Origin of the sequence: Pseudomonas sp. UC 17F4 (genome assembly GCF_900101695.1) — a bacterium.
Taxonomy (GTDB): Bacteria; Pseudomonadota; Gammaproteobacteria; order Pseudomonadales; family Pseudomonadaceae; genus Aquipseudomonas.
On the sequence record NZ_FNKV01000001.1, the window covers coordinates 3707497 to 3720892 of the forward strand.

Annotated in this window: 10 protein-coding genes and 1 pseudogene; 6 read left to right on the top strand and 5 right to left on the bottom strand. The window is 59.7% G+C overall.

The window, feature by feature from the left end; all coding sequences use genetic code 11:
* Positions 1–96: 96 nt before the first annotated feature.
* Entirely contained in the window at positions 97–1563 is a 1467-nt protein-coding gene (locus tag BLR26_RS17030) for a glycosyl hydrolase family 18 protein (protein WP_093382992.1), read from the bottom strand.
* A gap of 125 nt (positions 1564–1688) precedes the next feature.
* The gene (locus BLR26_RS17035; protein ID WP_093382995.1) at positions 1689–2690 is read right to left on the bottom strand and encodes a zinc-dependent alcohol dehydrogenase family protein; all 1002 of its coding nucleotides are present in this window, start codon (positions 2688–2690) and stop codon (positions 1689–1691) included.
* A 118-nt stretch (positions 2691–2808) separates the two neighbouring features.
* Between BLR26_RS17035 and BLR26_RS17040 the strand changes: the two genes are divergently transcribed.
* Positions 2809–3210, top strand: a complete 402-nt coding sequence (locus tag BLR26_RS17040; protein WP_176794257.1) for a winged helix-turn-helix transcriptional regulator — start codon at positions 2809–2811, stop codon at positions 3208–3210.
* Positions 3211–3222: 12 nt separating this feature from the next.
* Here the strand turns inward: BLR26_RS17040 and BLR26_RS17045 are convergent, their stop codons facing one another.
* From BLR26_RS17045 to BLR26_RS17055, 3 genes are all read right to left on the bottom strand, one after another.
* Positions 3223–3852, bottom strand: coding sequence for a SorB family sulfite dehydrogenase c-type cytochrome subunit (locus tag BLR26_RS17045; RefSeq protein WP_093383001.1), 630 nt, complete (start codon positions 3850–3852; stop codon positions 3223–3225).
* A gap of 4 nt (positions 3853–3856) precedes the next feature.
* The gene (locus BLR26_RS17050; RefSeq protein WP_256326734.1) at positions 3857–4897 is read right to left on the bottom strand and encodes a molybdopterin-dependent oxidoreductase; all 1041 of its coding nucleotides are present in this window, start codon (positions 4895–4897) and stop codon (positions 3857–3859) included.
* Between the two features lie 98 nt (positions 4898–4995).
* The gene (locus tag BLR26_RS17055) at positions 4996–8640 is read right to left on the bottom strand and encodes a transporter substrate-binding domain-containing protein (RefSeq protein WP_256326735.1); all 3645 of its coding nucleotides are present in this window, start codon (positions 8638–8640) and stop codon (positions 4996–4998) included.
* A gap of 279 nt (positions 8641–8919) precedes the next feature.
* Here BLR26_RS17055 and BLR26_RS17060 point away from each other — a divergent pair, with 279 nt between their 5' ends.
* The 5 genes and pseudogenes from BLR26_RS17060 to BLR26_RS27400 all read left to right on the top strand — a co-directional run bounded on the left by BLR26_RS17060 (position 8920) and on the right by BLR26_RS27400 (position 13395).
* Complete coding sequence (locus tag BLR26_RS17060) at positions 8920–9543, top strand: response regulator transcription factor (protein ID WP_093383007.1); 624 nt, start codon at positions 8920–8922, stop codon at positions 9541–9543.
* A gap of 171 nt (positions 9544–9714) precedes the next feature.
* Positions 9715–10269, top strand: coding sequence for a fimbrial protein (locus tag BLR26_RS17065; RefSeq protein ID WP_093383010.1), 555 nt, complete (start codon positions 9715–9717; stop codon positions 10267–10269).
* A gap of 70 nt (positions 10270–10339) precedes the next feature.
* Positions 10340–10864 (top strand): fimbrial protein, encoded by a 525-nt coding sequence (locus tag BLR26_RS17070; RefSeq protein ID WP_093383013.1) that lies wholly within the window; start codon positions 10340–10342, stop codon positions 10862–10864.
* Positions 10865–11038: 174 nt separating this feature from the next.
* A pseudogene (locus tag BLR26_RS27545) lies at positions 11039–13053 on the top strand (fimbria/pilus outer membrane usher protein); the annotation flags it as partial.
* An 84-nt stretch (positions 13054–13137) separates the two neighbouring features.
* Positions 13138–13395: a FimD/PapC C-terminal domain-containing protein gene (locus tag BLR26_RS27400; RefSeq protein ID WP_218124500.1), complete on the top strand. Its 258-nt coding sequence runs from the start codon at positions 13138–13140 to the stop codon at positions 13393–13395.
* Position 13396 lies beyond the last annotated feature (1 nt).

Genomic DNA, 13396 nt, shown 5'->3' on the forward strand with positions numbered 1-13396 from the left:
TGGGCTGCTATAGATGACTACGCATAATGTATATTATGTTAAATCGAGTATTATGAAAGAAAGCCCGGCATCACCGCCGGGCTTCGCATTCTCCCCCTAAGCGCGCCTTTTGATCGCCACCTTCGCCCACAGCGTAAACGCCTCTGGTGGTGTCCAGCCTGAGTTTGATACGTGCTCTTGCAGGCACACGTAATGATTGCCTTCGTAACTCACGCCATCCTCCTTGAAATACCGTTGGTTCAACTGCCACTCGGGGAACTCTGGATCGGTGATGTCTCCGGCCGTTCGAACGATCAGGCTCTTGCTTGGAAGCGACTGATTCCCCTGAGCGTCTGTTGCGGTGGCAAAGTAGCTGTACTGAGTGTTCGCCTTCAGGCCTGAGTCCTTCAGCGTTAACGCTGGTGTATTGCCTATCGCAGCCCCATTTCGGTACAGCGTGTAGGTCACGATCGGCCGCGGGCCGCTTGAAGCGCCCCAACTCAAGGTCATGCTGATTTCGGTGACGTCCCTGGCCGACAGGTTCGCGGGCGCCGTTGGCCGCTCGCCAGGCTGCGATTCGCCGTGAATCAACGGTGCATAACGATTGTAGAACTCCCAGTTGTAGGCAACATTGTCCCGGGTAACACCGTCGTCCCAGTTGATGGACCAGGTCATCAGCCCTTTGATGGCATGGCCAGCAGTGTCGAGACGCTTGAATGCATTGACAACGGCAGCAGGATCTATCACATAGCCAGTGGCCGCAGCGTCGTTGTTGGCCGGTAAGCCAATGACGAATTTATCTGCGGGGATGGCGATGTAGTCCCGCGTGCCGGTCACCAGGCTTTCGGTCAGGTAGTAGAGGAAATCCTCTTTCATTTCATCATTGTTCTGGGCAATCCAGGCACCTTGACCACCGTTGGCCTCCTGTACCCAGATCCCATCGCCACCCTGGTTGTAGTACTGCGGCGCGATGAAGTCGTAGTAGCCCTTAAGGGCCTGAAGGTAGCCAACGTACTTGCCGCCAACCCTGAGGTAGGGAAACTCGGGGGCCATGCTGATGATGAAGTGTTTCCCTTCGGCCTTGTAGTGATCCTTCACCAGTTTCAAGGCCGCCGGCAGCACCGTCTTGTTGTCGGCAAAATCAATCGCGCTTTGCTCCAGGTCGATATCCAGCCCGTCAAAGCCGTAGACTTCAACCAGGCGAATGATTTCATTCGCCAGTGGCTGCTCATCGCCCTTGTGCAACTCGATATGAGCGTCGGCGCCGCCCAATGAGATCAACACCGCCCTCCCCTGACTGTTGAGCACGCCGACCTGACGGCGAAACTCATCCTCGGAGAGGTTGTAGGGGCTGAAGGTAGGAATACCTTGGCCTTTCATGAAAGCCACAGCAACAACGTTGTAGTCCTTGGGTACATCCACCAGATTCAGATTGGCAAAGTGCCCACCTTGATAACCGTCACTATGGCCGGCTTGCCAGTTATGCCAGAACCCCATGAGGATTTTTTTATTGGCAATGCTAGGCATCAATGATGCTGAATCATTTACTTGCGACTTCAGTGATGAAAAATCAATTTTAGACATTGTTCTATTCCCTCAGAACTGTATTAAGGCCGTACATGGCCCGACCGATCTGCTCCCTGAAGGAGCACTCTGAGGCTAGCGCAAGGTCTTGGATTTTCCACCATGGAGCGTCTGGCAGGAGGACGTTACTCGATATCGATGACGACCTTGCCCACAGCCTTGCCCGAACCCTGCAAAACCTGTGCATCTTGGGCTTGGGCCAGGCCAAAACGGTGAGGGTCCATCAGCGGTTTGAGCTTGCCCTCTTCCGCGAGCCGCGTCGCATGCCGCAGGATTTGCCCATGGTGCGCGCGCCCTTCCCCGCTGAGCATTGGCAAAAGCACGAATATGCCTGACAGCGTCACGCAACGCAGGGAGCCAGGGGCCAGGTTATGGGAGGCGAAAGCAAAACAACTGGCGACATGGCCATAGGCTTTGGCCGCAACCAGGGAGTCGTCCAGGCTCTGTCCGCCCACGGTGTCGTAAACGATGTCGAAGCCTTTGCCTTCAGTGAAATCCGCAACGTATTGCTCGACAGTTTTGGCGTTGTAATCGATAGGCGTAGCGCCAAAGGATGCGACGATTGCTTGCTTGCCGGCGGACGCTGTCGCGTACACCTCAGCGCCGTGCGCTGCGGCTATCTGGATTGCTACATGGCCGACTCCGCCAGCGCCGCCTTGCACCAGCACACGCTGGCCAGGCTGGACAGCGGCGCGATCGACCATGCCTTCCCAGGCGGTCAAAAACACCAGCGGAAGTGCCGCGGCTTCGCGCATGCTCAGGTTCTTCGGTTTCAATGCCAGCAGCGCAGCGTCGACCGCTGCATATTCGGCCAGCGAGCCCTGCAGCCCGCGAACGCCTCCGGTGAGCCCGTAAACCTCATCGCCGACGTTGAAGGCCGTCACCTCCGGCCCGGTTTCAACCACGACGCCTGCGAGGTCGGTACCGAGAATCGCGGGCAACTCCGGCATGGCGTAGGGGGCAAGCCCCAGACGAATCATGTTGTCGATGGGGTTAACGCCGCTGGCTGCAATCCGCACGAGGACTTCGCCCGCCCGTGGCGAGGGGCGCTGTACGGTTTTCTCCACCAATGCTCCGGTCGCGTAGTCGTCTAGCACCAAGGCGCGCATCGTGTGCTGGCTGTTCATTCTGATCTCCTTAGAGGTTGTTTACAGTGGGTAATCCAGGGATTAGGGTTAGCTTGAGCCTTTAGGTATCATCTGTCGATTAGGCACTTTTTTGAAACGTAGGCACCCAATGGTAACCATGACCACACCCACTGTTCGCGATCCCGGTAATCCCATGGTGGTCTGTGAGCAATGCCCGCCTCGCAGAATTCACGCGCTTTTGGCGCCGAAATGGTCGTCCATGGTGATTTATGTACTGAGTTTCGGCTCGATGCGCACAGGCCAGCTCCAGCGCACGATGCCGGGAATTTCAAAGAAGATGCTTACCCAGACCCTGCGCGAGCTGGAGAGTGATGGTTTGCTCGCGCGCAAGGTGCACCAGGTGGTGCCGCCCATGGTCGAGTATTCACTGACCGAGGTGGGGCACAGATTTGTCGAGCCGCTGATGGCGCTCTATGAGTGGGCAGAAGACAACGCCGAGCTTCTGGACGAGATTGAGGCCAATCGGGCGGCTTCCGGCGGCAATTTAGAGGCCAGCTAAAGCCACACCACCTCACTGGCGCAAAACAAACTCGGCCAACTGCTCAAGCGCCTGCGAACTCAACCCCGCAAATGCCGGCATCGGTACTTCCCCCCAGCGGCCACTGCTGCCCTGGCTGATATGCTCGATGAGTTTCGCGACCGCCTGGCCATCATTTTTATAGCGCTTGGCAACGTCCCGATAGGCCGGGCCGACCACTTTGTGGTCAATGGCATGGCACGCCAGGCATGCATTCTGGTCCAGCAGCACCTGCACGTCGTTGACCGGCTTGTCGGTTGCCGGCAAGACGCTGGTCTGCGGTTGCATAGCCGTTGCCAGCGCACCTGAATAAGCCCCCGCCAGGTACTCGCCGATCACCTCCACGTCCGTATCCGATACTGGCGCGCCGTAGCTGTCTTTCATCTTGCGGACCAACGCTGTCCAGTGCGCCCGGTCGAAACCTGGTGGTTGGTACTCGATGTAATCGGCCGAATGGCAGATCCCGCACTTCTGTTGCGCCAGGTTGTAGCCGGGCGCCTGCGACGGGCGCAGTTTGACTGTTTCGGCTGGCAACTCAATGGTCAGCGGCGCGGCATTCGCCTGCGCCGCGCAGGCAAGCAACAATGCTGACAGTGCAACGTGTTTAATCAACCCAGCGTTCATTGTTTCACTCCTGGACCACGGTAACCGGGGTGCTTTCGATGTCGTTCTTCAGGTAGATGGCGGGGTTCCACTGCAGTGTCCGCGGTTGCTGCTCGCCGTTGTTGCTGGTGGCGCGTACCTGCAAACCGACCTTGCCCAGGTGTCGCGGTCGCCACGCCAGTGTCCACTGGCGATACGAGTAGCGACCTAGGTCTTCGCCCAACTGCGCCGGATGCCAACGCCGGCCACCGTCGTCCGACACCTCGACGCTGCGAATGCCGTGGCCACCGTCAAAAGCAATACCTTGAAGAGTCAGCGGCTGGCCGAGTTTGACCCTGTCGCCGGCCTGCAGGCTGGTGATGAATGAACGGACTTTCAGCTTGCCGATTGGCCGGGTCTTGTCCGCTACGCTGCCGGCGGGTACGCATTGGCAGTCGTTGTCCGGCACGCGGTAGGCGTTGGCCATGAAGAAGCCATCGAAGGTGTGATCGATGACTTCGATTTCACTCAGGTGCTTGACCCAATAGGTGCCGGCATAGCCCGGCACGATCAACTTGATCGGGTAGCCGTTGAGCAAAGGAATGTCTGTGCCGTTCATGGCCCAGGCGATCATCGGTTCGTCACTGAGCGCCAGATCGATTGCCAGTGACTTGATGAACTGCGGGGTGGTAGGCAGCACCGGCTGATCGAGGCCACGAAAGGTGACCTGTTTTCCAGCGGCCTGAACCCCGGCACGCTTGAGCACGGTTTTCAACGGGATGCCGGTCCATCGCGCATTGCCCATCGAACCGTTGCCCAACTGCGCACCGAACACCCGCGGAAAGCCGAAACCTCGGCTGTTACCGGAGCACTGGTTGACTGCCACCACCTCAACCGCAGGCGCCAACGCCTTGAGTTCGGCAAGGCTCAGGCTCAGCGGCGTGTCTACCAACCCCTTGATCTGCAACTGGTGAGTGTCCGGGTCGATCGAGGTCGGGATATTGGCCAGGTGGTAGCGAACAAAAAGCGCATCATTGGGCGTTTGTAGGTGTTGCGGGGTTGGTCGGGCATCGTCTATTGCACTCAACAGGGAAGGAATTGCTTGCGTTTCTCCTGTTGAAACTAAGTAAGCGTAGGCAGCTAGCCTATGGGAAATTTCCCAAACTCCTACGAGCGGATGCCGCGTCAACGCCCAGGAAACACCCCGGACTGCTCCAACGCCAGCTCCAATCCCCCCAGCGCCTGATCAAGCTCAGCCACACACACCTCAAGCCGCTCGACATCCAGCTGCGGCGCACCGCACACCGCATCCAGCTGCCGGCAGGCGCTGACCAGCTGCACCGCCCTGACCACTTGCGCGGCGCCCTTGATACGGTGGGACAGCCTCGCCAGTCTTTCGGTATCGCGCTGCGCCAGCAGCGTTGCCAGCTGTTGCCGGTCGTGCTGGTTGTTGTTGACCAATTCCTCGAGGATCTGGCGAAACTTCACCGGCTCGTTGTTGAGCAACAACTTCAGCGGCGCCAGGTCCATCACCGCCGTTGCCGCAGCCATCGGCAGGTCGGACGCGGCCAGATGCGGCTGCACCTCGGTTGGCGGGCCATCGTCATGCAAAGTGCGCAAACGCGCATCCAGTTCATCCACGCCGATTGGCTTGATCAGGCAGTCGTCCATGCCGGCCTTGATGCACAGTTCGATTTCCTCAGGTTGTGCATCAGCCGTCAGGCCAATGATGACCGTACGCTCCTGCGCGTCGCCGCCCTCTGCCTGGCGAATGGCCTGCGCCAGTTGCGAGCCGCTCATCACCGGCATGTGGCAATCGGTGATGACCACGTCGAACGCGCCCTCGGACCACCGCTCGAACGCCACCTGGCCGTTTTCGGCCTCGCTGACGTCATGACCGAGAAAGCTCAGTTGTTGATGCAGCACGCGCCGGTTGACTTGATGATCGTCCACCACCAGTACCTGCAAGCGATAGCGTTGCCCGCTCGGCGCCTTCTGCCCAGCCTGCAGCCCGGCAACCGCCTCAAGCACCTGGAAGCGCAGCGCCATGTCTACCCGCGTGCCCTGCCCCGGCTCGCTGCTGATGCTGACCTGCCCGCCCATCATTTCGCACAGCGAACGGCAGATGACCAGGCCCAGGCCGGTGCCTTCGTTTTCCCGCACGTTGCGCTGTACCTGGACAAACGGCTGGAACAATTGCTGCTGGTCGTGTGCGGCTATGCCGATGCCTGAGTCCTCGACGATAACTTGCACATCCATCTGCGCTGAATCGTTGAGGTGGCCGACCACCGTGACTTTGACGAAGCCGACCTCGGTGAACTTGATGGCGTTGCTCAGCAGGTTGGAGACTACCTGCTTGAAGCGCAGGGCATCGACCAGTACATCGCGGTTGATCTCGGCATCGATCTCCAGCATCAGCGTCAGGCGCTTCTGCCGGGCCAGGCCTTCGAATACCCGGGCCACCGACTCGACCAGTTCCCGCAGGTTGGCGCGCTTGGGCGAGAGGGTCATGCGCCCGGACTCGATGCGGGCAATGTCAAGAATGTCGCCGATCAGCTCCAGCAGGCCGGTAGCCGAGTTGTGGGCGATTTCGATGCTGACACGGTCGATGCGCTCATCGGCGGAGCGCTTGAGTATCAGCTCCAGCAAGCCGATCACGGCGTTCATCGGCGTGCGGATTTCATGGCTCATGGTCGCCAGGAAGCGCGTCTTGGCCCGGCTCGCTTCAATCGCCTGCTCTTTCGCCTCCTGCAACTGCTGCACCAGCCGGTGATGCTCGGTCAGGTCCATCCAGCCACAGATCACCCCACGGGTAACACCTTGCGAATCTTCGAAGGGTTGAATCCAGTGTTCGATCCAGGCCTCTTTGCCGTGCATGCGAATGGCATGGACCGCCTCGATCGATTGCCCTTCACGCATGGCGCGCAGGTAACTGCCGTGAAAGTCGGGAAGCGCCTGCGCCTCGATGCCGGGCATCTCGTGGATCGTCTTGTTCAAGACTTGATCGGCACTCAGGCCGACACTCGCCAGGTAGCTGCGGTTGCACGACAGCATGCGGCCGTCGACATCACGCACATACAAGGGCCGCGGCATGCTGTCGGTCAGGGTTTCAATAAACTGCAACTGGTCGTTGAGCCTGTGTTCGGCGCGCGTGCGCGCACGAATCTGGCGGCGCAGGTACAGCACCCAGACCAGGGCAAGCGCCAGCAGCACCACAGCGCCAGCCACCAGCTCGGTAATCAGCGTTCGATAATCACGCCAGGTCTCGCCGCTCATGCCAGGGGGCGAGCGCCAGCGGTTGGTAATGGCCGTGAGTTCGTCCGGCGAGATGTCCTGCAGGGCCTTGTCGAGGATCGACTGCAGCTCCGAGTCGCTGCGGCGCATGGCGAAATTGGCAGTGGCCGGGCCGATGTCGAGCAATGCGTTGATGCTCAGGCCATTGTCAAACAGGCGAATGTTGTAATAGCGCGCGGTCGCCAGTGGGGCCACGGCGGCATCGGCCTTGCCTTCGTACAGCAGGTTCATGGCGTCGAGCGAGGCGCCCGCCTCCACCAGTTGCGCGTTGGGGTAACGTTCGCGCAATGCTGGCAGCCCGACCAGGCCGGTGGGTATCGCCAGGCGTTTGCCGGCGAGGTCGCCGGGCTCGACAGCCTCACCCTGCTTGCCCAACAGCACGAAGCGGCTGGACAGAAACGGCCGGGAAAAACGCAGCAACGCACCGCGCTCGGGGCTTGCGGTCATGATCGCCAGGTCGGCCCGTTTGTTGCGCAACGACTCGATACGTTGTGGGTAGCTGCCACTGCGCGACTGCACGTCGAAGCGCAAGCCGGTGTTCAGGCTGATCACTTCCAGCAGGTCGGCGGCAATCCCGGAGAACGCGCCGTTGGCATCGAAGAAGGCCACCGGTGCCAGGTCGTCATTGATCTGCAGGCGCACCCGCGGATGACGCGCCAACCACCGTGCCTCCTCGGTGGTGAGGGCGATCCCGCCTTCATTGGGAATAAAACTGTTGCCCAGCCAGCGACGGGCCAGGTGGGTCAGTTGCTCCTTGCCGATTGCCTCGATGGCAATGTCGACCAGAGCCTGCAAACGGCTGTTGTCGGCGCGCAAGGCAAAGCCGTAGCCGGCCGTTGGCAAATCAGCAAAGCGCTCGAAACGCAAGTAGCCGTAGAAGGAGTGATTCAGCCGGTAATAGGCACTGAGCACATCATCCAGGTACAGGTCGGCCTGCCCGAACGCCGCGGCGGCAATCGCCTGGTCATGACCGGGATACACACGAATGAGCGCCTGGGGAAAACGCTGGCGCGCCTCTTCGCTGTGCTGGCTGGCAACCGCAACGGTCAAACCGGCCAGGTTGTCGGGGGATGCCTGTGGCTGGTTGGCATGCTTGAACAACGCCAGGCGATCGCGGGCAAAAGGCCGGGTGAAAATCAGTGCTTGCCCAGGCGCCTGGCGGATGTGCTGGCTCACCAGGTCAACGCTGCCGGCCTGCAATGCGCGCAATGCCGCCTGATCGTCGCTAAACGGCACCACCCGGACCTGCACCCCGAGCAATTGCGCGATCAGCGCGCTGGCGTCGGCGCTGATGCCTTCGTACTGGTTGTCATCATCGACAACCCGAAAAGGCTCGGTTTCGGTGGCCGATACGCCGATGACCAGTTCATTTTTACGCCGCAGCCAATGCCAGTCTTCGTTGCTAATGGCCACGTCGTGACGGTCAATGCGCAACTGGCTGGACAGCACTTGCGGCTCAACCGGCAAACTTGCGGCGAATACCGGGACACTTAGCAGAAACGGGCAGATAAACAGCCAGATAAATCGTAAATGCATAGGCAGGTCAGTAACCAGGGCGCGTCAAAGAGCCGGCAATCATAACCCGGTATGCCCTGCCCGTTGCTGTTCAGCGGTGTTTAGTACGATGACTGGGCAGATTATTATCAATTCCGTTGCTGGATCGCCTCTGTTTTAAAAAAGGCCATAGGACAAATCTGAAAAGCACTTGGAATACTCATAAAAAACAAGACAAACAGTCAGCTTTTCAGGCAGGCATCGGTGTTAGACTTTTTAACTTTTCTAACTACAAGTCGTGTGTTGAAGGTTCATGAATTTATGCATAGCGTACTGATCGTTGACGATCACCCGGTCATTCGCCTGGCGGTCAGGGTTCTTCTGGAAAACAACGGCATGCACGTGGTGGGCGAAACCGACAACGGCATCGATGCCCTTGCACTGACCCGCGAGCATGCCCCCGATGTGGTCATTCTCGATATTGGCATCCCGAAACTTGACGGGCTGTCGGTGATTTCCCGAATCAAAGCCCTGGAAACACCCAGCAAAGTCCTGGTGCTGACCTCGCAAACCGCCGATGCGGTTTGCCAGCGCTGCATCAAGATGGGCGCACGCGGCTTCGTCAACAAGGAAGAAGACCTCGGCAACCTGGTCAGCGCCTTGAAAGCGGTAATTGCCGGCTACACCTTCTTCCCGACCTTGACCCACGAGAGCGTGATTTCGGCAGAAAACCGCTCCGAGTTCGAACGCATCCAGCAATTGACCGACCGTGAAATGGTGGTACTGCAACACCTGGCCCTGGGCTTCTCTAACAAGGCCATCGGCGAAAAACTGTTCTTGAGCAACAAGACCGTCAGCACCTACAAGACCCGCCTGCTGGAAAAACTGGGTGCAACCTCACTGGTGGAACTGGCTGAACTTGCCAAGCGCAATGCGCTGGTGTGACGCCGGCCGGGAAATAATTCAATGTAGGAAATTTCCGATGGTATTAACGGAAGTTTCCTAGTCGGATTGACGACAACAACTCCTAGACTGGCCCCAGCTCAACGGTACATCGATACCCGAGCAGCCAACGGAACCCTGGAGGGTTTCCTGTACATAATCTAGGAGTATGTAATGAAACTGAGTACCTTGACTGGCGCGATGATGACAATTGCCCTTGCTGCAGCTTCGGCTGGCGCGAGTGCAGCGGATCAAGGCAACGGCGTGATTACCTTCAAGGGCGCAATCATTGATTCGCCGTGCACCATCGCTCAAGAGTCGCAGTACCAGACTGTTGAAATGGACCAGATCTCCAACGTGGTACTGAAAGATGGCGGCAAGTCCCGCGCTACGCCATTCCGTATCGAACTGCGTGGCTGTGAGCTGGACACCATCAAGTCGGCGACCGCAACCTTCACCGGTTCGGGTTCTACTGCCAACCCGCAACTGCTGGCCATCAACGGTACCGCCAAGGGCGCCAGCCTGGCCATCGCCGACAACAAGGGCGACCTGATCAAGCTGGGCGATGCTGCCCCTGCGCAGCAACTGTCCAACGGTAACACCTTCCTGCAGTTCCAGGCCTACCTGCAAGGCGACATGACCACCCCGAAAGAAGGCAGCCCAGTGGCCGCGACTATCGTTCCGGGTAACTTCGAAACCTTCGCCAACTTCACCCTGGCTTACCAGTAAGCCGAATCGCCTCTCTGGCGTCCCGGGCATCTGTGTTTGACAGGTGCCCGGGAAGTTTGCGGAGCCTGTGATGTATCGTCCGACCCTATTACTGCCGGTGTATCTTTGTCTGCTTGCAGGCCACGCTTACTGCGCCGAACCCATACTCAAGGCACAAGTGCATATGGCCGGGAGCATTGTCGATGCAGCCTGTGCAATACAAGTTGGCAATGAAAACCAGACGGTGTTTCTGCAACCGACTGCAATCAACGGACTGGTCAGCGGTGAAGTCCCGATTCAACAACCGCTCAATATCTACATCACTCGCTGCATTGGAAGCAGCGCTGAAATTGCGCGAAGCCCGCACGCGTTCAAAATAACTTTTGAAGGTGATGGCCAGACCCAGTTCAACGTTCAAGGGGCGGCCAAGGGTATTGCCATACAAATTAAGGATGGTCAGGGGAAGTTGATCAGCCCGGGCATGCCTGTCGAAGACCGCACACTGTCGGCCGACAACATGGCGCTTAATTATTCCATTGCCCTGGTGGGTACCGGCCAGTCACTCGAGGCCGGCGACTTTCACGCCACGATAAAACTCAATATCCAACACTTCTGAGTGCTATCGGACTGCTGTTGCTTTCTCTTCAAGGATGCGTGTCTCGTGGATCATCGCAGGGTACTGGCTACCGCTACGTTGTGCTGTGTCGCCTCGTGGGCGGGTGCGGCCGAAGACTTCCAGTTCAATACCGACGTACTTGATGTCAAGGATCGCCAGAACCTCGACCTGCGCGTGTTTTCCAGCGCCAACTTCATCATGCCCGGCCAGTACAACTTGCTGGTTCACGTCAACCGTGATTCGTTGTCCGAAACCGACGTAGCGTTTGTTGCCCCTGAAGATGACCCCAAGGGCAGCGTCGCCTGCCTGTCGCCAGCGCTGGTGGAAGTGCTCGGCCTCAAGCCGCAAGTGCGCGACCGCCTGCTCTGGTGGCATGACGGCGAATGCCTGGACGTTACCAGCATCCCTGGTATGCAGGTGCGCGGCGACCTCAGTGCGGCCGGGCTGTACATCAGCATCCCGCAGGAGTCGCTGGAATACATCGCGCCCAACTGGGACCCGCCCTCGCGCTGGGACGACGGCATTGCCGGGGTACTGTTCGATTACAACCTCAACGCCCAGACCACCGATCGCAAGCGCGAAAAAGGCCGCAGCGACTACCTCAGTGGCAATGGCACGGCCGGCATCAATCTCGGCGCCTGGCGCCTGCGCGGCGACTGGCAGGCCGACCTGCAGCGCGCCACCGGCGAGCCGACGCAACGCTCGTTCGAGTGGAGCCGTTTCTACGCCCTGCGCGCGATCCCCGCCTGGCAGTCGAGCCTGATCATCGGTGAGGACTACCTGGACTCCAATCTGTTCGGCAGCTTTCGCTATTCCGGCGCCAACCTCAGCAGCGACGACAACATGCTGCCGCCCAACCTCAGGGGCTATGCCCCGGAAGTCACGGGCGTGGCGAAAACCAATGCGCGGGTGATCATCCGCCAGCAAGACCGCGTGCTCTACGACACCCAGGTTGCGCCCGGGCCGTTCCGCATCCAGGACCTCAACGATGCGGTCAGCGGCCAGCTCGACGTGCGCGTCGAAGAACAAGACGGCAGCGTGCAGACCTTCAGCATGGACACCGCCAACATTCCCTACCTGACGCGCCCGGGCTCGGTGCGCTACAAGCTCGCCGCAGGCAAACCCTCGGACTGGAACCACCAGCTGGACGGGCCGGCATTCTCCACTGGTGAATTCTCCTGGGGGTCAGTAACGGCTGGTCGTTGTATGGCGGCGGCCTCGGGGCCAAGGACTACGGCGCACTGGCCGCTGGCGTCGGTCGTGACCTGCTGGTGTTCGGCGCGATGTCGTTCGATGTCACCCAGTCGCGCGCTTCACTGCCCGAGGGCGACACCTTGACCGGCAAGTCCTATCGCCTGAGCTACTCCAAGCGCTTCGAAGACTACGACAGCCAGGTCACCTTCGCCGGTTACCGCTTCTCGGAAAAGAACTACATGAGCATGAACGAGTTCATCGAGGCCCAGCGCGGTGATCGGCGGTTGAACCAGAGCAAGGAGTTGTACACCGCGACCCTGAGCAAGCAGTTTCGCGATGCCAACCTCAACGCGTACGTCAACTATAACCACCAGACCTACTGGGACAGCCAGGCCAGTGACCGCTACAGCTTGTCGCTGTCGCGCTACTTCAACCTCGGCCGGCTGAAGAACCTCAGCCTGTCCCTGACCGCCTACCGCAACACCGCCAACGGTGCCACCGACGATGGCGCCTACCTGTCGGTGAACATTCCCTGGGACAGCACCGGCTCGATCAGCTATAGCACCTCGGTCAACCGTGGCGACACCAGCCAGACCCTCAGCTATTACGACCAGATCGATGAGCGTAACCGCTACATGCTCAGCGTCGGCAAGTCCGACAGTGGCGAATCCACCAGCGGCTTCCTCACCCACGAGGGCGACCTGGCCCAGGTGGTGGCCAGCGCCAGCCATCAGACCGGCGAATACACCTCCGCCGGGCTGTCGCTGCAAGGCGGCGCTACCATCACCGGCAAAGGCGCCGCGTTGCACCGCACCTCGCAGATGGGCGGCACCCGCCTGCTGGTCGACACCCAGGGTGTGGCTGGCGTGCCGGTACGCGGCAGCGGCCCGCTGACGCGCACCAACTACTTCGGCAAGGCGGTGATCGCCGACGTCAACAGCTACTACCGCAACCAGGCGAGCATTGACCTGGACCGCTTGCCCGAGGATGTCGAAGCGGTGCAATCGGTAACCCAGGCCACCCTGACCGAAGGCGCCATCGGCTACCGCAGTTTCGACGTGATCGCCGGGCACAAGGCCATGGTCATCATTCGCCTGGCCAATCGCGACGCCCCGCCCTTCGCTGCCACGGTGCAGAACAGCCGCGGCCAGGAAACCGGCATCGTCGGCGAAGAGGGCCAGGTTTATCTCAGTGGCATGCAGTCAGGAGAGCGCATGTCGCTGCACTGGGACGGCAAGGCGCGTTGTGACTTCACCGTGCCCGACCCGATTTCCACGGATGGCCAACAACTGGAACTGCTGTGCCAGCCGCTCGCAACCGATAGCGACGCGGCCTGAC